Source organism: Winslowiella toletana (assembly GCF_032164335.1).
GTDB classification, from domain to species: domain Bacteria; phylum Pseudomonadota; class Gammaproteobacteria; order Enterobacterales; family Enterobacteriaceae; genus Erwinia; species Erwinia toletana_A.
The window spans coordinates 2,381,927-2,400,785 of the sequence record NZ_CP134152.1 but is presented as its reverse complement, the minus strand read 5'-3'; the positions used below and the strand labels follow the sequence as shown (position 1 = coordinate 2,400,785).

Annotated in this window: 21 protein-coding genes; 10 read left to right on the top strand and 11 right to left on the bottom strand. The window is 49.6% G+C overall.

Going from position 1 to position 18,859, the window contains the following annotated elements; translation table 11 throughout:
* Position 1 precedes the first annotated feature (1 nt).
* The 3 genes from RIN69_RS11320 to RIN69_RS11310 are packed head-to-tail and all read right to left on the bottom strand — an operon-like array spanning position 2 to position 2,980.
* Positions 2 to 775, bottom strand: coding sequence for an HAD family hydrolase (locus tag RIN69_RS11320; protein WP_313857490.1), 774 nt, complete (start codon positions 773 to 775; stop codon positions 2 to 4).
* The gene (locus RIN69_RS11315) at positions 768 to 1,910 is read right to left on the bottom strand and encodes a phosphoribosyltransferase domain-containing protein (protein ID WP_313857488.1); all 1,143 of its coding nucleotides are present in this window, start codon (positions 1,908 to 1,910) and stop codon (positions 768 to 770) included. Before RIN69_RS11315 ends, RIN69_RS11320 begins: the two co-directional genes overlap by 8 nt.
* An 11-nt stretch (positions 1,911 to 1,921) precedes the next feature.
* A complete protein-coding gene (locus RIN69_RS11310; RefSeq protein ID WP_313857487.1) occupies positions 1,922 to 2,980 on the bottom strand; it encodes an ATP-grasp domain-containing protein in 1,059 nt (352 codons plus the stop codon).
* A 327-nt stretch (positions 2,981 to 3,307) separates the two neighbouring features.
* On the opposite strand from RIN69_RS11310, the gene RIN69_RS11305 reads away from it, so the two are divergent.
* The 7 genes from RIN69_RS11305 (at position 3,308) to RIN69_RS11275 (ending at position 9,233) form a co-directional block, all read left to right on the top strand.
* Positions 3,308 to 3,892, top strand: a complete 585-nt coding sequence (locus tag RIN69_RS11305) for a TerD family protein (RefSeq protein WP_313857486.1) — start codon at positions 3,308 to 3,310, stop codon at positions 3,890 to 3,892.
* Positions 3,892 to 5,076 (top strand): TerD family protein, encoded by a 1,185-nt coding sequence (locus RIN69_RS11300; protein WP_313857485.1) that lies wholly within the window; start codon positions 3,892 to 3,894, stop codon positions 5,074 to 5,076. The genes RIN69_RS11305 and RIN69_RS11300 overlap by 1 nt, the downstream gene beginning before the upstream one ends.
* A 21-nt stretch (positions 5,077 to 5,097) precedes the next feature.
* Positions 5,098 to 5,553 (top strand): tellurite resistance TerB family protein, encoded by a 456-nt coding sequence (locus RIN69_RS11295; protein ID WP_313857484.1) that lies wholly within the window; start codon positions 5,098 to 5,100, stop codon positions 5,551 to 5,553.
* 23 nt (positions 5,554 to 5,576) lie between these two features.
* Positions 5,577 to 6,620: a TerC/Alx family metal homeostasis membrane protein gene (locus tag RIN69_RS11290; RefSeq protein WP_313857483.1), complete on the top strand. Its 1,044-nt coding sequence runs from the start codon at positions 5,577 to 5,579 to the stop codon at positions 6,618 to 6,620.
* A 51-nt stretch (positions 6,621 to 6,671) separates the two neighbouring features.
* The gene (locus tag RIN69_RS11285) at positions 6,672 to 7,250 is read left to right on the top strand and encodes a TerD family protein (protein WP_313857481.1); all 579 of its coding nucleotides are present in this window, start codon (positions 6,672 to 6,674) and stop codon (positions 7,248 to 7,250) included.
* Between the two features lie 75 nt (positions 7,251 to 7,325).
* Positions 7,326 to 7,901, top strand: coding sequence for a TerD family protein (locus RIN69_RS11280; protein ID WP_313857479.1), 576 nt, complete (start codon positions 7,326 to 7,328; stop codon positions 7,899 to 7,901).
* Positions 7,902 to 7,994: 93 nt separating this feature from the next.
* Positions 7,995 to 9,233 carry a vWA domain-containing protein gene (locus RIN69_RS11275; RefSeq protein ID WP_313857477.1) on the top strand — a complete coding sequence of 413 codons (1,239 nt, stop codon included), beginning with the start codon at positions 7,995 to 7,997 and terminating at the stop codon, positions 9,231 to 9,233.
* Between the two features lie 71 nt (positions 9,234 to 9,304).
* On the opposite strand, the gene RIN69_RS11270 is transcribed toward RIN69_RS11275, so the two are convergent.
* The 3 genes from RIN69_RS11270 to RIN69_RS11260 form a co-directional block, all read right to left on the bottom strand.
* Positions 9,305 to 9,976, bottom strand: a complete 672-nt coding sequence (locus RIN69_RS11270) for an HAD-IB family hydrolase (RefSeq protein WP_313857476.1) — start codon at positions 9,974 to 9,976, stop codon at positions 9,305 to 9,307.
* Positions 9,977 to 10,245: 269 nt separating this feature from the next.
* Positions 10,246 to 11,718 carry a pyridoxal phosphate-dependent decarboxylase family protein gene (locus RIN69_RS11265; RefSeq protein ID WP_313857475.1) on the bottom strand — a complete coding sequence of 491 codons (1,473 nt, stop codon included), beginning with the start codon at positions 11,716 to 11,718 and terminating at the stop codon, positions 10,246 to 10,248.
* A 14-nt stretch (positions 11,719 to 11,732) separates the two neighbouring features.
* Positions 11,733 to 13,115 carry a diaminobutyrate--2-oxoglutarate transaminase gene (locus RIN69_RS11260; RefSeq protein ID WP_313857715.1) on the bottom strand — a complete coding sequence of 461 codons (1,383 nt, stop codon included), beginning with the start codon at positions 13,113 to 13,115 and terminating at the stop codon, positions 11,733 to 11,735.
* A 417-nt stretch (positions 13,116 to 13,532) separates the two neighbouring features.
* On the opposite strand from RIN69_RS11260, the gene RIN69_RS11255 reads away from it, so the two are divergent.
* On the top strand, positions 13,533 to 13,997 hold the full coding sequence (locus tag RIN69_RS11255; RefSeq protein ID WP_313857473.1) for a GNAT family N-acetyltransferase: 465 nt from the start codon (positions 13,533 to 13,535) through the stop codon (positions 13,995 to 13,997).
* A gap of 168 nt (positions 13,998 to 14,165) precedes the next feature.
* Here the strand turns inward: RIN69_RS11255 and RIN69_RS11250 are convergent, their stop codons facing one another.
* The 5 genes from RIN69_RS11250 to RIN69_RS11230 all read right to left on the bottom strand — a co-directional run bounded on the left by RIN69_RS11250 (position 14,166) and on the right by RIN69_RS11230 (position 17,919).
* Complete coding sequence (locus RIN69_RS11250) at positions 14,166 to 14,810, bottom strand: glutathione S-transferase family protein (protein ID WP_313857472.1); 645 nt, start codon at positions 14,808 to 14,810, stop codon at positions 14,166 to 14,168.
* A 160-nt stretch (positions 14,811 to 14,970) separates the two neighbouring features.
* A complete protein-coding gene (locus RIN69_RS11245) occupies positions 14,971 to 15,351 on the bottom strand; it encodes a DUF4354 family protein (RefSeq protein ID WP_313857471.1) in 381 nt (126 codons plus the stop codon).
* A gap of 107 nt (positions 15,352 to 15,458) precedes the next feature.
* Positions 15,459 to 15,737 carry a VF530 family protein gene (locus RIN69_RS11240; RefSeq protein WP_313857470.1) on the bottom strand — a complete coding sequence of 93 codons (279 nt, stop codon included), beginning with the start codon at positions 15,735 to 15,737 and terminating at the stop codon, positions 15,459 to 15,461.
* Positions 15,738 to 15,909: 172 nt separating this feature from the next.
* Positions 15,910 to 16,704, bottom strand: coding sequence for a DMT family transporter (locus RIN69_RS11235; RefSeq protein ID WP_313857469.1), 795 nt, complete (start codon positions 16,702 to 16,704; stop codon positions 15,910 to 15,912).
* A gap of 129 nt (positions 16,705 to 16,833) precedes the next feature.
* Positions 16,834 to 17,919, bottom strand: coding sequence for an NAD/NADP-dependent octopine/nopaline dehydrogenase family protein (locus RIN69_RS11230; protein WP_313857468.1), 1,086 nt, complete (start codon positions 17,917 to 17,919; stop codon positions 16,834 to 16,836).
* A gap of 141 nt (positions 17,920 to 18,060) precedes the next feature.
* On the opposite strand from RIN69_RS11230, the gene RIN69_RS11225 reads away from it, so the two are divergent.
* Together RIN69_RS11225 and RIN69_RS11220 are read left to right on the top strand one after the other, a co-directional pair.
* Positions 18,061 to 18,192: a hypothetical protein gene (locus tag RIN69_RS11225; protein WP_313857466.1), complete on the top strand. Its 132-nt coding sequence runs from the start codon at positions 18,061 to 18,063 to the stop codon at positions 18,190 to 18,192.
* Positions 18,193 to 18,260: 68 nt separating this feature from the next.
* Positions 18,261 to 18,656: a hypothetical protein gene (locus RIN69_RS11220; protein WP_313857465.1), complete on the top strand. Its 396-nt coding sequence runs from the start codon at positions 18,261 to 18,263 to the stop codon at positions 18,654 to 18,656.
* Positions 18,657 to 18,859 lie beyond the last annotated feature (203 nt).

Below are 18,859 nucleotides of genomic sequence, written 5' to 3'. Positions count from 1 at the left end.
ATTATTGTTCTCCGAAAAGGGTACGACTTATCTTCTCAGCAAACTGACTCTGACGCGGCAAGCCATACCAGCTACAGAGTTTCATAAAGCGGTGATCGCTCAGGCTGTCACCGAGGCCAATCACCGGAAAGACCCCGCGCTCGTTACGCAGTTTTTCCAGCAGGTAACTCACTGCCAGCCCTTTTTCTACCACCACCGGCAGCCAGGCAACGTTATTACTGTTGCGATGGATGTAATAGCCTTCGGTCGGAAACAGCTGTTCAATCTCATCCGCAATGGCGTACAGCTCATCAAGACGAGTACTGTCGCAGTGCTTCATTACCAGATAAACCGGCGTCTCAGCGTATTCGTAATTAATTCGCGCCCAGCCATCAATATTACGTGCCGCCATTAAGTCGGTGATGGCTTGCTGCATCGCCAGCAATTCAGCGGCATAGGGTTGCAGCGCTGCCAGCATTATCGCTTGCCACTGTGGATCAGGTTCCCCTTGCGGATTAAGGATCACCGCACCGTGAGTGGTGACTGCCCAGGAGTGAAAGGGGATTTTGACCCGACTTATCTCTTCTGTACCCCTGGCCGTTACCGGAATCAGCTCGCCGTGTTCCAGCATCCAGTCAACCAGCATCGCCTGCTCTTCAGTCATAAAACTGCGCGGCTGCAGGCTGCGGTCAAGGGCGCCAGTACGGAACGGCTCGAGGTTCAGTTCATCGACCATTTTGCGTCGGGTCTGAAACAAAGTATCGTCCAGATCTGAAAAAATAACCGGTTTACTCATAGCAAATAATCTCAACGTCGGGAGCCACTTTTCTCAGGGCTGCGATTAAAAGGGGGTCAACGCTGTCTGCCGGGGTTTCAGTACAGAGTAAAATACGGTCAAACTGTTGATCGGCCACGTTATAGACATAGTTAGCAATTCCCAGCCCATAGTTATCGGTAAAGGCAATTGCCGACTGAATGGCGAAACCGATGGCAATCGGTGAACGGGTAGTGGAACTGTATTTAACCTCTGCGCCGAGTTTTTCCAGCCGCTCTGCCAGCAGAAACGGTTCCCAGACGAATTCGCCGCTGCCGAGCACCAGAATTTTTTCTCCTGACTTTGGCTGAATCCCGATGCCGAGATCGGCGGCTGGCTGGGCCATACCCAGGCGTCCCCAGCTCTGTTTGCCGCTGATTGCCACGCTGCCGCTTGAGGAGACATTAACATCAGGCATGACCGGTACTGGCGCATCGGGTTTTTGCTGCCAGTGCCAGTCGCCTTGCACCAGCGAAACGCTCTGCACCGGCAACGGGCAGCGCTGCGCGACAGCGTCCCCGCTCCAGTCGGTGAGAGTGACGGTAATCACCTCGGCGATATGCTGTAATCCGCCATCATTCTTCAGTGCTTCGAGCAGATTAATAAAGGTGTTGCCGGTGGTCGCTTCATCATCAATCAGCACCAGGGTGCGTGCTTCCAGTACCCGGCGGCGCAGTTCCGCATCCTGCGGCAGATAAAGCAGGTGATCGGTCGCATGGCTGTGATTTTCTTTGAACTCGCACAGCAGTTCACCGGCCACCGGATGACGCGTCGAGGTCAGATAAACTGATTCATCAAGCTGTTGACGCATTTCGTCGAAGACGCCTGCACCCAGTCCGACGGCGGTTTCCGCCATACCGATAAACAGCACCGGGCCAGGTGAAACCGAGGGAAACCGTTCGGCCAGTTGACGATAGACCGCGCGCATGACGCCAGGGCTGACCGGAATGTGTCGGCCCAGTACTTTGCTGACAAACAGAAAGGCACGTTTTGGATTACGCCGCTCGGCAATGTCGAACAACTGATCGAGTGCCGCCGCGTCGCCGCGCGGGGTGACGCTCAGCGTACCGCAGGAAAGCGTCCGGCAATAAGGCGTCGGCCCATGGAGATGGTTCAAGATGGTGATCCTTACTGAATGAAATTAGGCAACGCCGTGCTGTAGTTGATCACGTCGGTGACGGAGCGCACCGTAGCGGGTGAGAACGCCCGGCTGGCTTCATCGGAAACCGCTTGCTGACTCATCAGCCCAAGCTGACGGAACGCAAACAGTCCCGACAGATTGACGCCGCTGAAGCGGGTGTAGCCAATGCCGCCGGAAGGTCGCATATTGATTTCCAGCAGCAGCGGTTTGCCACTGCTGTCGTGACGGGTCTGGACATTCACCAGCCCATCAGCCCCCATCAGCTGCGCGCAGTGCCTGGCAAGCTCAAAGGCTTCGCCGCTGTTTTCCAGATACTGGAGCGCGCCCTCTTTGCGACGCGCCACCGCCGCCAGCACCTTGCCTTGTTCCGCCAGAATATCGACCGAGTACTCCGGCCCGGGCAAATACGGCATCAGCACCAGCGGTTCAAAGCTGCCTGACTCTTCCAGCGCATTCAGATAACGATGGGTATTAACCTTGCGGCTTTCCGGATGAGTAAAACCCGCCATTGGCGAGACGCTGTCATCAAAACGCCAGAATCCCATGCCATAAATACCCTTTACCGGCTTAATACACAGTGGCTGCGCGGAAAAAGGGGAAGCGGTGATCAGCTGACGGAGTTCTGCGATAGAGGTAACGGCTATCGATGGCACCACCGGTAAACCATGCTTTTCCATCAGCTGAGCAAAGGCCACTTTGTCATCGGCCAGCGCCAGTAAGTCCGCACCGGTTGCGCCGGTTACCAGAGTGACGCCACAGGCTTCAATAGCGGTGCGCTGAGTTTCAAACCACTGAGTATTACGCCCGGTGTGGATGGCCTGGATGGCGTGTTTTTTTACGGTGTCAATAATGAAAGCCAGACGCTGCTGCTCATCCGCTGGCTCCAGCAGTGCAAAATCAGCCTGCGAGAGAATTTCGTTACGTTGATGGCGGTGAGAGGCGAAAACCTCAACGTCGGCCTGAAGACGGGTCGTGAATGCGTTGATGCCCTGAATAATATCCCGCTGGGAGGACAAGCCTTCCATAAGCCAGATTCTAGCTGTCATTTCTGATGATTTCCGTAGTGGGCATGGTGAAGCAGCGAATAGTGACGAGTGTATGTAGAGCAAATAACCATGTCAATCATAATATGATTTATGATTACCTGGCTAAAATCAGTGAAGATAATGGGTAAAAAACGCCTTTTTCTTAATATTTTTAACAGGAATTAAACTTAAATAATTGAGCAAAAACAACCATCTATACATAAAATATAAAATACTCATCAAAAATTGACTTGTTCAACTACTTCATCATGATATGATTTTCAGCTCATGGATTATGGTGTAAAAGAACGCTACTTTTTTCAATACCACTTTGAAGGATATAAGACAATGGTTTCATTAACCAAGAACCAGACAGTATCACTCAGCAAGCAATCTTCTGCGCTTAACAAACTGCATTTTGGTTTAGGCTGGGATCCAATCAAAAAGAAAGGATTTATGGGTAAGCTGTTCGGCGGCGGCAGTGATTCAATTGACCTTGATGCTGGCTGTGTGTTGCTGGATAAGTCAGGCAATCAAATCGATACCATCTGGTTTCGTAAACTTAAATCCTCCTGTGGTGCGGTGATCCATAGCGGTGACAACCTCACCGGTGAAGGCGACGGTGATGACGAAGTGATCAACGTCGAGCTGGCACGACTGGCGCCTCAGGTTGAGTATCTGGCTTTCACGGTTAACAGTTTCCGTGGTCAGACTTTTAATGACGTTGAAAATGCATTTTGCCGCGTGGTCGACCAGGCCGGTAAAGAGCTGGCCCGTTATCAGCTGACGGAGCAGGGTGCCCATACCGGGATCGTGATCGCGGCATTACAACGTAACAACGGTCAGTGGGATTTCACCGCGCTGGGTAAAGCCTGTAGCGGTCGGACTATTGACGACATGCACAGCGATATCGTTGCCGCAGTGGTGCGCTAATGAATATGACGCCGGGGGGCAATGCCCCTGTTTCATCCGGGCCGCTGACCGTACGCGTACTGTCGGGTGCGCAGGTTGACGCCTCTGCTTTTCGTCTGTTTGCCAGCGGTAAAGTGAACGGTGATGCGGATATGGTGTTTTATGGTCAGCCGGTAAACGATGACCGTACCATCAGCCTGACGACAGAAGGCCACAATTCAGCGTTTGCCGTCGATCTCAGCCGTCTTAAGCCGGAAGTGCAAAAAGTCGCGTTTACCGTCACCTGCGACGGCAATCAGACCGTTGCCGGTCTGCAACGCCTGGTGATCCAGATTGAATCGGCTAACCAGGTGCAGCTGAGCGGTACCGTCGAGCTGAATGGCCGCCAGGAAGCCGCGCTGATCCTCGGTGAGTTTTATCGTCGCAATAACGACTGGAAATTCCGTTTTGTGGCGCAAGGATTTAACGGTGGACTCAAGCCATTGGCTGAGCATTTTGGTGTGGACATTGCTGATGCGCCTGCGCCTTCTGCCGCACCGTCACCGTCACCGTCACCGTCACCGTCACCCGCGCCAGCGCCTGCTGCGCAAAAGATTAATTTGAGTAAGGTTTCCCTGACCAAAGAAAAGCCGGCGATCAGCCTGACGAAACGCGACAACTTTGGCGAAATCCGCATCAACCTTAACTGGCAACGTGGCAGTGCTCCACAGGGTGGACTGCGCTCGCTGTTTGGTGGCGGCAGTAAAGGCATCGATCTCGATCTTGGTGCTTTTGTTGAACTGAGCGACGGTTCGAAAGGTGTGATTCAGGCGTTAGGCAACAACTTTGGCCGCCTGAACAGCGAACCCTTCGTCGAATTGCAGGGTGATGACCGCACCGGTGAAGTGACCAGCGGTGAGTGGCTGCATATCAACGGTCGCGAGTGGAAACACATTCGCGAAGTGCTGATATATGCCTTTATTTATGAAGGTGTCGCCAGCTGGGATAAGACCGATGGCGTCGTCACCATTCATATGCCGGATCAGCCACCGATTGAAACGCGAATGACCGAAGGACAGGACCGCCGCAATTTGTGTGCTATCGCGCGACTGGTTAATGAGAACGGCAATATTAAAGTCGAACGTATCAACCAGTTCTTTAATGGCCATGCCGAGATGGATCAAGCCTTCGGCTGGGGATTCCGCTGGAAAGCGGGCTCCAAGTAATGACTGACAGAGGATTTCACCATGAGTTTTTTCAACAGAGTTAAAGGCGCATTTACCGCCAGCCGTGAAGAACTGACCAAACAGGTTAGCCGCTATAAAAACAAAAAGTTTATGCAGGGTACGGTAGCGGTCTGCGCGCGTATTGCGGTCTCCAGTGATGGCGTCAGCGCGGAAGAAAAACAGAAGATGATTGGCTTTTTAAAATCATCTGAAGAGTTAAAAGTGTTTGAAACCAATGAGGTGATTGAGTTCTTCAATAAACTTGTCACCAGCTTTGATTTCGACATTGAAATCGGTAAGGGCGAGACCATGAAGTACATTCTGGCCCTTAAAGATCAACCTGAAGCGGCTCAGCTTGCTGTCAGGGTAGGTATCGCAGTAGCGAAAAGTGATGGCAACTTCGACCCGGATGAACAAAAAGCCGCACGTGAAATCGCTATTGCTCTGGGCTTTGAACCGGCTGAATTCGGCCTTTGATGTAATATCCTTAAGGGTTAACTATGGTATCCACGCATATCGGCTTTCCGACTGAAACAGTCATTGTCTTCGTTGCACTGGCTGTCGGAGCCATCTTTATCGATCTGTTTATGCACCGCGGTGATAAACCGATCTCACTGAAAAGTGCAGCACTGTGGTCGCTGTTCTGGGTGTTTGTGGCGATGGCATTCGCCGGTTTCCTCTATATACACCACGGTGCTGAGGTGGCAAGTCTGTTTGTTACCGGTTACGCGCTGGAAAAAGTGCTGTCAGTCGATAACCTGTTCGTCATGATGGCGATCTTCTCATGGTTTGCCGTACCGGATCGCTATCGTCACCGTGTTCTCTACTGGGGGATTATCGGTGCCATCGTGTTCAGGGGGATCTTCGTGGCGATTGGTACCGGGCTACTGAGCCTCGGCCCTTACGTCGAAATCGTGTTTGCGCTGATCGTCGCCTGGACCGCGGTAATGATGCTGAAAAGCGGCGACGACAGTGATGAAATCGAAGATTACTCTCAGCACCTTGCCTATCGAATGGTGAAACGCTTCTTCCCGATCTGGCCGAAACTGAAGGGCAATGCCTTTCTGATTAACCAGAAAGAAGTTGACGAAGAGCTGGCGAAACCGGAAAACAAAGATGTCACCGTGGGTCGTGGTACTAAAGCAGCGCTGTACGCTACGCCGCTGATGCTGTGTGTGGCGGTGGTCGAATTATCCGATGTGATGTTCGCCTTTGACTCGGTTCCGGCGATTATCGCCGTCAGCCGTGAGCCACTGATTGTATACAGTGCGATGATGTTCGCGATCCTCGGCCTGCGTACCCTTTACTTCGTGCTGGAAGCGCTGAAACAGTATCTGGTTCACCTGGAGAAAGCGGTTATCGTGCTGCTGTTCTTTATCGCGGTGAAACTGGGACTTAATGCCACCGATCATATCTGGCATCATGGCTACAGCATTTCAGCGACAGCGAGTCTGTTTGTCGTGCTTGGCGTGCTGGCGGTGGGGATTATCTTAAGCGTGATGTTCCCGGGTAAAGCCGATGCCGAAGAGAAGAAAGAGAACTAATCTCATTTCTGACGATAAATTCGAAAAATCTTTAATTAAGAGGTGATTACAATGAGCGTTTCTCTATCCAAAGGCGGTAATGTTTCCCTGAGCAAAGCGGCTCCAACCATGAAAAATGTTCTGGTTGGCCTCGGCTGGGATGCACGTTCTACCGATGGTCAGGACTTTGACCTGGACGCGTCTGCTTTCCTGCTGTCGGCAAGCGGTAAAGTTCGCGGTGATGCGGACTTCATTTTCTATAATAACCTGACCTCTGCTGAAGGATCCGTTACCCACACTGGCGATAACCGTACCGGTGAGGGTGATGGCGATGACGAATCACTGAAAATCAAACTGGATCTGATTCCAGCTGACGTCGACAAAATCGTCTTCGTGGTCACCATCCATGATGCGCAGTCACGTCGTCAGAGCTTCGGCCAGGTTTCCGGCGCGTTTATCCGTCTGGTCAATGACGACAACAAATCTGAAGTTGCTCGTTATGACCTGACTGAAGATGCTTCAACCGAAACCGCGATGCTGTTCGGCGAACTGTATCGTCACAATACCGAATGGAAATTCCGTGCGGTAGGCCAGGGTTATGCTGGTGGCCTCGGTTCCGTTTGTGCGCAGTACGGCATTAACGCATCCTGATAACAACAGCGCTTTATCGCAAGACGGGCAGCGTCACGCTGCCCGAATCCCATCAATATAAGCAGGAGCTTTACAATGGCAGTTTCTCTGGTTAAAGGCGGTAACGTATCCCTCACTAAAGAAGCACCAACCATGAATATCGCCATGGCGGGTCTGGGCTGGGATGCACGTGTCACCGACGGACAGGCGTTCGATCTCGACGCATCCGTCTTTATGGTGGGTGAAGATGGTAAAGTGCTGAGCGACAGCAGCTTTATCTTCTTTAACAACAAGCTGAGCAGCTGTGGTTCTGTTGAGCACCAGGGCGATAACCGCACTGGCGAAGGCGATGGCGATGATGAGCAGGTCAAAATTGATCTGGCTAAAGTGCCGGCAGAAGTGAAGAAACTGGTGTTCTCCGTCACCATTTATGACGCAGAAACACGTAAGCAGAACTTCGGCATGGTCAGCAACAGCTATATGCGCATCTATAACAACGACAACGGCGCAGAAATCGCTCGTTTCGATCTGTCAGAAGATGCCTCCACCGAAACCGCGATGGTGTTCGGTGAGCTGTATCGTCACGGCTCTGAATGGAAATTTAAAGCGGTTGGCCAGGGTTTTGCTGGTGGACTGTCTGCACTGGCCTCTCAGCATGGCGTGAATGTCTGATATTCGCTGCAAGCGCAAAACCCCGGCCTGACCGGGGTTTTTTATGTCCGTTCTTCATAATATGCTGCTTTCTGGCTAAAGGAGATGACATTAATGATTCTGCAATCCGGTCAGAACCTGGTCATTGAGAGAACACAGCTCACTTTGACCTTACAGTATTCCGCTAAGCCAGGCTTTAACAGCGAAGCCGATAGCGCCGTTTTTATGCTGAATGAATCAGGTAAAGTACGCGGCGATGCGGATTTTATTTTCTTTAATCAGCCAGCCAGCGCCAACAGAAGTGTGGTACTGCAAACCGCCGCGCAAGGCAGCAGCATCACGCTGGATTTAAACAACATCGATGCCGCGATCGGGAAAATTGCCATTACGCTGGTTATTGACGGTGCGGATTCCCTTGCCGGATTACAACAACTAACCTTTACGGCACAGGATATTGCCGAATTCACCGTTGAAACGGCAGGGCGTGCGGAAAAAGCACTGATTGTCGCCGAGATTTATCGTCATGCCGGCAAATGGAAATTACGGGCGTTGGGGCAGGGATTCACTGGCGGGCTGGAGCCGCTGGCGTTAAATTATGGCGTTGATGTCGCTCAGCCGGTGTCAGCTCCGGCACATTCAACGGTCAGTCTTGAAAAGAAACTGGAGAAGGCCCCACATCTGGTCAGCCTGGCTAAACCGATCCGCGTCAGTCTGGAAAAACACCGGCTTAGCGATGTTAAAGCCAGGGTGGCCTTTGTGCTGGACGCGTCAGGTTCAATGACCGCTCAGTTCAGAAAGGGCAATGTTCAGAAAGTGCTGGAGCGCATCGCTGCGCTGGCGGTGCAGTTTGACGACGACGGCTCAATGGATATTTGGGGTTTCGCCACTGAATTTAAAAAGTATCGGGACGTGACGCTGGATAATCTGGATGGCTATGTGCAGGGGTTGCAAAACAGCGGTAACAAGGGTGCGTGGGAGATCCTGCCGGGGCTCGGTGGCACCAATAATGAACCGCCGGTGATGCAGGATATTATTGATAGCTTCCGTGATTCGCCGCAACCGGTATTTGTGGTGTTTATCACCGACGGTGGAATCAGTAAAACTCGCCAGATTAAAGAAGCTATCCGCGAGTCCGCGCAGTTACCGATTTTTTGGAAGTATGTCGGGCTGGGTGGCAGCAACTACGGCATCCTGGAAAAACTGGATTCCTTTACCGATCGGCTGGTCGATAATACCCATTTTTTCCCCATCGACAACTATGACAGTATTACCGACGAACATCTCTACGATATGCTGTTAACTGAGTTTCGCGACTGGCTGGATGTTGCCAGACAGAAGCGAATTCTGAGATAGAAAAGACATTCTCACTGCTGTAGCGGCGGCGTTTTCGCCGCCCATGACAAAGGCTGTGCGCCAGGCTACCGTCAGGAAATGGTGCTCATCCGCAGCTTTGCCAGTGGTGAACGTCGTTTTGACCATGCCGGATGGAAATGACGCCAGTGGGGATCCTGAGCAGCGGCCAGCAGTTCGTAATCACCACGGGTGTCGCCCCAGGCCCGTAAATGATAATCACTCAGCTGACCATAGACGCTTTCCAGTCGTTTCACCTTTTGCCCGCAGCGGCAATTGTGGCCGGTGATACGACCGGTGAGCACGCCGTCTTTCACTTCCAACTGGGTGCCAATCAGTTTGATCCCCAGGCGATCGGCGAAAGGCTGTAAAACCAGCGCCGGTGAAGCGGAGCAAATCGTCACTTCGGCAGCGGAACTGACTTCCGCCGCCACCGCCAGCAAACCGGCAGGGCGCATCAGTTTACTCCAGTTTGCCTGGCAGAAGGCCTCAGCCTGCTCTCGGACCCAGTGCTCATCAACCCCTGTAAGGAATGTTTTGATCAGCACTTCTTTCAGCTCATCACGGGTGAGTTTTCTGCGCATGCAACGCAAAGTTGGCAGGGCAAGACGCACCACGCGGCGGGCAAAAAAACGCCTGCCAAAAGCGAAGCGCAGAAATGGAATAAAGCTGTCGTGGTGGGTCAGTGTTCCATCAAAATCAAAAACGGACAGGATCTTAACGGGACGTCCAGTCGATGAATCCATCGGTAAATCTCTCATTATGTCTTTTGAAAATATCCACTACCGTCGGTACGGCACACTACTCATGCCTGACATACTACACGCTGAGCGAAGTCTCTGCATGCATTAGGTAAAGCTTTGTGGTCATTGTCTGATAAAAGGCAGGGAACTGAGGGAGTTGCGAGCTTTGTGCTACATTGCAAGAAGTCTTAAGACACCCGAATAGCTTCAAAAAAAAAAGCCGATAACCATAAGCTATCAGCTTTTTCACGTAGCAGAACCAGTTTAGAAAATTACGCAGTCAGCAGTTGCTGAGCAGTGTGCTCAACCAGATCCAGCAACAGTTTAATATCATCCAGGCTAACCGTTGGGTTTAACAATGTCACTTTCAGGCAGGTGACACCATTAAACTCCGTCACGCCAACATTAGCGCGGCCGGAATCCAGCAATGCATCACCAATCTTTTGGTTCAGCAGCGCCACGGCCGCATCACCCTGGTCTGCCAGTTGCTGCGGGCGATAACGGAACAGCACGCTTGCCAGTTGTGGCTGCATAACCAGTTCCAGCGCGTCTTGCTGCTCAACGTACTCCGCAACCTGCTGTGCCAGAGTCACACCATGATCGATGATCTCAGCGTATTGTTTTTGCCCTAATGCCTCGAGGCCCATCCACAGTTTTAAAGCATCAAAACGGCGAGTGGTCTGCAACGATTTCGATACCAGGTTTGGCACACCCTGCGCTTCATCGAACTCAGAGTTCAGGTAGGCCGCCTGATAGCGCATCAGCTCATAGTGACGGGCTTCTTTTAACAGAAACGCGCCGCAGCTAATGGTCTGAAAGAACTGTTTGTGGAAGTCCAGGGTAATGGAGTCCACTAATTCAATGCCATCCAGATAATCGCGGTATTTCTCAGACAGCAGTAGCGCGCCGCCCCAGGCAGCATCCACATGCAGCCAGATGTTGTGCTCGGCAGCCAGCCCGGCAATCGCACGCAGTGGGTCGATTGCGCCAGCATCAGTGGTGCCGGCAGTGGCGACAATCGCCAGAATCTGTTCGTCATTAGCCTGGGCCTGCGCCACTTTTTCAGCTAAATCGTTCAGATCCATACGCGCGAACTTATCGGTTTTTACCAGCGTGACGGATTGATAACCCAGACCCAGCAACGCCATGTTCTTCTGGACCGAGAAGTGCGCGTTTTCAGAACATAACACTTTAATCTTACGCAGATTACCAATCAGACCATCTTGCTGAATCGAATGCCCCTGACGAGCAAAGAAGGCATCACGCGCCAGCATCAGACCCATCAGGTTACTTTGGGTGCCACCACTGGTGAACACGCCAGCATCGCCAGGCTGATAACCCACCTGAGTACGCAACCACTCAATCAACTTCATTTCGATGATAGTGGCTGATGGGCTTTGATCCCATGAATCCATACTTTGGTTAGTGGCGTTGATCAAGACCTCAGCAGCCTGGCTTACCACCAGGCTTGGGCAGTGCAAGTGTGCCACGCACTGTGGATGATGCACTGACAGGCTGTCTTTTAAAAAGTATTCAATCGCACGTTCAATCGCGGCCTGGTTACCCAGGCCCTGAGGATTGAAATCCAGCGTAATACGCTCACGCAGTTCCGCAACGCTTTTACCCTGATACATCTCAGGTTGTTGCAGCCACTGCACCACCGCTTCACTACTCTGAGCGATGGCTTGCTGGTATGCCTCAGTGCTTTGCGCTGAGGCCGCCAGAATTGGGTTTGGCCTGGACATCAAATTCACTCCACTCAGACAGGTTTGACGCCAGCGGCGAGCAGGGCGTTTTCAAATTTATCCAGGAAAATAGCCAGTTCGTCATTGGAGATCAGCAGTGATGGCAGCAGGCGCAGCACGCAACCATTACGGCCGCCGCGCTCAAGAATCAAGCCGTTCTCAAAGCATTTTTTCTGCAACAGGGCAGATAACTCAGCATCAGCCGGATAGCAGCCCATATGATCCTGAGCCTGATCCGGTTTCACAATCTCGATGCCAATCATCAGGCCCAGACCGCGAATATGACCGATCACCGGATAACGTTTTTGCATTTCAGCCAGCTGAGCTTTCAGCCATTCACCCTGCGCGGCGACTTTATCTGCAACCTGATTATCTTTAAGATATTTCAGAGTCGTCAGGCCGGTGGCCATCGCCAGCTGGTTGCCACGGAAAGTACCGGTATGATGGCCGGGTTCCCATGCGTCAAACTGCTTTTTGATGCCCAATACCGCCAGCGGTAAACCACCGCCGACTGCTTTAGACATAACAATGATGTCTGGCTCAATGCCGGCGTGTTCAAAGGCAAAGAATTTACCGGTACGGGCAAAACCAGCCTGAACTTCATCAAGAATCAGCAGAATGCCATGTTCCTGAGTCACTTTGCGGATGCGCTGCAGCCATTCGACCGGAGCCGGGTTAACACCGCCTTCGCCCTGAACCGCTTCAAGGATCACTGCCGCAGGTTTGCGAACGCCGCTTTCAACGTCATTGATCAGGTTATCGAAGTAGTAAGTCAGTGCTTTAACGCCAGCTTCGCCGCCGATACCCAGCGGGCAACGGTACTGATGCGGATAAGGCATAAACTGGACTTCTGGCATCATGCCATTGATCGCTTCTTTCGGCGACAGGTTGCCGGTGACCGAAAGCGCGCCGTGGGTCATGCCATGGTAGCCGCCGGAGAAGCTGATCACACCGCTACGGCCGGTATGTTTTTTAGCCAGCTTCAGTGCAGCTTCAACCGCATCGGCACCCGATGGACCACAGAACTGCAGGCAATAATCCTGACCTTGTCCCGGCAGCAAAGAGAGCAGGTAAGCTGAGAACTCATCTTTCAATGGCGTTGTCAGATCGAGAGTATGTAACGGCAAGCCGCTGGTAATGACATTTTGGATGCTCTGCAGCATGTCAGGATGGTTGTGTCCAAGCGCCAGCGTTCCGGCACCAGCCAGGCAATCAAGATATTGATTGTTTTCTACGTCGGTAATCCAGACGCCCTGGGCTTTCGCAATCGCGAACGGCAATTTACGTGGATAGCTTCTGACATTTGATTCAAATTCAGCTTGGCGCGCTAAATAGGCTTCATTGTTTCTGTTTAATGAATCTGCACCTAAAGTATCAATACGGACTTTATCCGTCATCATATCACTCCCACAACTTAGGCTGTCAGTGACGCCACCGTTGTATTAAATTAAGTTTAAGGTAACTACAGTATGAAAAACGCGGCCAATATAGGGCTTTTTACTTCCCGACTCAATAATTAATTTTGTTTAGATTTGTTTACGTTTTTGCCTATGAATCAATATGTTGTTGATTTAGTGAGCGTTGGCACTATTGCTGCTATTTTCAGCAAAGAAAAAGTAATAAAAGTTTAATTAAAGGGCAGGGTGAAGGTGTTTTTTGGCGCTGCTGTGTAAATTCTTGCTCACTGGTCTACTGCTAAATCTTCAGAATTCACGTAGCGCGATCAATTGTAAAATACAGCTAAAATTCAAGATGTTAGTAATGATCCTGGTCACTGATGAACTCCAACCACCTTCAGGAAGAGAAATAGAGTTATGGCGATACAAATCAGAGATGCTTTGCCATCAGATGTTAAAGGAATTTTTGACGTCCGCATTACCGTTAAAGAAAACGCGCTGACGCGGGCAGAGCTGGAAGCATTGGGGATTACTGAAGAGTCAGTCGAAGCGATGATTGTTGCTTCGCGTTGCGCCTGGGTCGCCACTGACGGTGAGGCAATTGTTGGTTTCACCATGGTTGTGCACGAGGAAGGCTATCTGTTCGCTGCCTTTGTGCTGCCAGAATACGAAGGTCGCGGAATTGGTAAACAGTTGGTGTTGGCTGCTGAAAAAGCGCTGTTTATTACCAACGCCGTTATCAGGCTGGAAACAGGAAAAACAACGCGCGCGGCTGAATTCTACCGGCGGCTGGGATGGGGAAAGGAAATTGCAATTGGAGAAAATGATATCCGACTTGAAAAAAGCCGCTGTCAGGGATCAAGGGGTAAGGGAGGTCATTAACCGCAACAGCATCAGGTGACGTGAGCTGAGGAGTGATTATTGGTTGTCCATATTCAATTTAACATAATATACATTATGCGCACCAACGTAGCGGTACGCGAAAACTATGATTTATCGGCGGTTCATGTTCCGCTCTGGACTAAACTAAAATGTCTGTTAGGTTGCACGCTAAGTTATTGGACGGAGTTCATCATAGGAAATAGCGACATGCTCACGATATGCAGGTCTCTTAAGGAGGCGTTTATAATAGGCTTCTATGTAAGGAAGTGATCTTCTCTTTATATCAATATCATAATAACGATATAAGACATGCCCAAATTGGATATCAGCTAATGAAAAATGTTCACTCGCCAGGTAATCTCTGACAGTGAATATCTCTTCGGCAATCATTAAGTTATTTTCAAATTGGTCTATTGCCAATCTGATAGCTTCTACATCCTGCAATTCATTTGGTGTACGAGCAACCCGCCAAAAGATGGGGGCTGTAAATGTCAGTGCGATATTTAACTTTGACCATTCCATCCAACGATCAACTTCGGTTCTCGCCAGTAAATCATCAGGCCAAAAATGCCCTGTTGCATATTGATTTGCAAGATATCGCAATATAGCCCCTGTTTCCCATAATGGAGGATTGCAACCATCTTGTAGAACAGGAACAGTACGGTTTGGATTCAAACGATAAAATTCGTCAGTATCAGTCCCACCATAACGATGCCCAACATTATGCCTCTGATAAGGTAAACCTAACTCTCCAATGCACCACATGAGAGCTTGTACATTAGATGACGTTTTACGACCCCAGACCGTTAACAATGTATTTCTCCAGAAGATAATCCGACATATTCATTAATAATACAGGTATGAATAAGGACATGACAACTTTGCTGAAAGGCGGACATTTTAACCTTGCCCTGACCGGGACAGTCGTAATAGCAAGTTATAAAAAAAGCAGCCCTCAGGCTGCTTAATCAGATCACTTACAATCGTCAGAGATTTTTACCAGCGCGGCCTGGGAAACCGCATCGCTTTCAGATGCAAACATAGCGATACCTTTAACCGGCTTTCCTTCTTTCAACAAGCCGGAACTCAGGCCTTCATCAACCGTGTCGAGTTTGAACTCTTTGTTATCTGGCGAGTAAGCTTTTAAGCATAGCTTTGATAAATCAATATCATCACCTGATAACTTAGCCAACATGACCTCAAAGGTTTTGGTGTAGGCAGTTTTACCGGCGATCGACATCGAGCCATTCGATTTAACTGTAGAATACACCGCAATATTATCTGTGGTAGCAGCATTCGCAGCGGAGAAGAAACCAGCTACAGCCAGAGATGCAGCAATGGTTGTCATTTTCATATCAAATCCTTTCCGTAGGTTGAACGTGTTAAGCACTGAATCAAACGAGATACTACACACTGATAATAATACGCTGCTTAAACCAAACCCTGATTACCGTGACTTTACTATTTAGTCTTCCAGTTTGCCCATGGACTATCGGCCGGGATCTCAGTTTTTGCTTCAGGCTCGTTCAGTGAATCAATATAAAGTTCTTCCACTTCTTTACGTGCCCATGGCGTACGGCGAAGAAATTTCAGGCTGGACTTGATGCTGGGATCGCTTTTGAAGCAGTTGATATTGATACGCTGCGCCAGCTCGGCCCAGCCATAACGTGCCACTAAGGCGTTGAGCAACGCTTCCAGCGTGATGCCATGTAACGGATCTTTTGAGGCGTGTGTGTTCATAGTGAATGTCCGGTGAATCTGAGAAATTGCGCCCACCTTACTGTCCATGGCGCGGTTATGCAATGCGGAATCGGTTAAAGCGCCGTTTGTTTTGGTTGCGCTACGTGAAATCTGAGCGCTTTCCCCTACCCTGACCTTGCAGATTTCACGTAGCTATACGGCTTCAGACAGTTTAAATCTGCCGCTTTTTGCTTAGCGCCAGCAGGCTGACTGAAGTAATAATTACCGCCGCGCCCAGCCAAAATTGCACCGCCGGTATATTGTTCCAGATCGCCCAGTCCAGTAAGGTCGCAAAAATAACACCGGTGAAGATAAAAGGTGTTACGGCGGTGAGATTTCTACAGTTTAGTGCCCGGGTTATAAATAGCTGAAAGATAAGGCCGGATAACCCCACCATAAGCAACAGCCATAGCTCATACCATGATGGTATAACCCAATGATAGCCACTTACCACCGGCAATATCATGCTGCTCATCAGATAGAACCAGAACACTATCTGTAATGCCGAGTGATGTTTACTGAGTTGATTTATCCCGGTATAGGCCAGCGCAGCAAATGCCGCGCCGGCCAGCCCGATCAGGATATAAGTTGGTGACATCTCCTCCTGAGGTGATAACGCAATAATATATACCCCGATAAATCCTGAGATGGTTAAGAACACGACTTTAAACGTGGTTTTTTCTCCGAACAGCAGAAAGACAAACAGTGGCACAAAAAAAGTTGAGGTATTCATTAAAAGCATGGCGGTTGAGACTGAGAGTGCTTTCAGGCTATAAAACATCAGCAACATACTCATCAGCCCGGCAATATTTCTTATGGCAAAATAAACGGGCTGTGTGATGCTGAAACTGAAGCCTTTATCCATTACGATCAGTGGTAAGATAAACAATAGACCGATAAAAAACCTGAAGAAAAGAACTTCACTCGACGGAATAGTCTCTGCGGCGAGTTTAACAAATACTCCCATAATGGCGATGCTCAGATAAGAGATAATCATAAATAAAACCGCTTTATGATACTGCTGATTACTGGCGGGCGGGCTTTTCTCAGCCATATTAATCCCTGCTCCCTTTAAATGGCGGCTTTCCTTTCAACTTTAATCGCCGGTCTTCATATATTGCGTGATATCGCTGCTGCTCATATGGCAGAAGAAATCTTCACTAAGCAATCGGCCATTACGGTAATAACAGCTATTATTTAAAACCGACGTTAAATCAATAATTGAGCGCATCACTGTCGATTCGTAGCCCAGATGTAAACCCAGGCTGTGCCAGGGAACCATCACGTAAGGAACATCCTGAGACAGATAGCGGTTGCTGACGGCGGTTGGGCAAAGCTTTTGTTGATTATGCACCCGAGATTGGGTAAAAAAATCATAATAAGACGCGTGCTTGACGGCGTAAAATTTCTCCATAATGTCCAGATAGCCTGGTAGCGAAAATCCCAGCAGTCGGCCTATTTTTCGCCGCTCGTTATCCAGTTGCTCGATAATGTTGGCTATTTCGCGGCTAATACCTTGTTTATAGAAATAAAACTCGTCTTCGCCCTCTCCTATTCTGCCGGCATTCATCAGCATAATTGCCGGATGGCTAATAGCGCTGGTAATATTCAGGCCTGATTCTAACAGACTTTCACTGACGGTTAATTCGCTGGGGAAATGTCCACAAATCTTGTTTACAATAATGCCGGTGTGCTTTGATGGCATTGCTGCAATATCAACAGAACGTTTGATATCAATAACATCTATTTTTCCTGCATACAGCGTGCGACAGGCATAGGGTAATGAGGCGATATCAGCCAGATAAATATCATCTTTTCTGCCCGTCAGAACCAGCTCTCGATAGAAATATAACCCGCTAAAGTTCCCGGCCAGTGTAATCACCATCTGGCCTGATTTAAGCCATGGCAGCATTTTTCTGAACTGATCCAGATGCGCATTGGTCGGCAATGAGAGATAAATTACTTCGGCGTCGGCTAAAGCAGCAGCAATATCTTTAGTCAGATGAGCAATGGTGGCCTCACCGTCGATTTTTCCTTTCAGAGTAATAGTATTATTGCAGATACCATCGATAAAACCCGGATGGGCTTCATCGGCATACAGTGTTACCCGGTGGCGGGCAAGCGACAGATGAGCCGCCAGCGCCTGGCCCCCGTGACCACAGCCAATAATAGTGATATTCATACCAACTCCTTTTTGGTAAAGCAGTATCCATCGACAATAATAAATATCGGATAAGACGTTAAATTTTTCCTGCGTTGTTTTAATTTGCACTGATTATAAACTCTGGAGCCGACTCCAGAATCAATAGATCAGGATGAAAAGATGAGTAAAGCAAAAGTCACTTTATTGTCAGCTGAAGACCTTATTGAAGATGAGTTAACATTATTATTGCCTGAACGATATTGCATAAACCCACTGCATAATGATAAAACCAGATATTCATGTGAGTATTGACCGTCCCATCAGCGGTGAACTTAGCTGCGATACATTACCCTATAACCTATTGATAAATGGAGTTTATCATGATGAAAATGATGCGAGGCGCTGTGCTTTTGGCCACCTTACTGCTCTCCTCACCGAGTTTTGCCGGTACGCATGGCGCTGAAATTAATTTCAACTCTTCCTGTGATTTCAAACAGCTAACGCTGAAAGTTAAAGAGGAAGATGAGGATAATCCAGCTACCGTCAGGCTGGATATTACATTACAGTCAGAGGCCAGCAGCCGGCTAACTCAGCTTTCTCGCGAATATTTAAACCAGAATATGACGATGTACATTAATAATATAAAAATCAGTACCTCGGTCATTCGTGCTGTATTAAATACCGATAGCTTACAGCTCAGAATTGATAAACAAACGGTACAAAAGATGTTTCCCGGCTTGCTGGAAAGCCAGTGCCACGATACAGCTGCCGGATAGGCTTATGCTGGTTTGCGCAGTAAAAAGTCTGCCGAATTAGGCCAGTGAAAACAATCTGCCGGAATATCGCACCAACATAGCTCATTGCGCCAGCGTAGCGCCCCAGCATCGCGCAAACGGCACGCCGGACATTGTATACAAGCCCCTGACGCTGGCCCGGCAAACTGGTACAAAAATTGCTTTTCAGATTACAGACTTTAAGG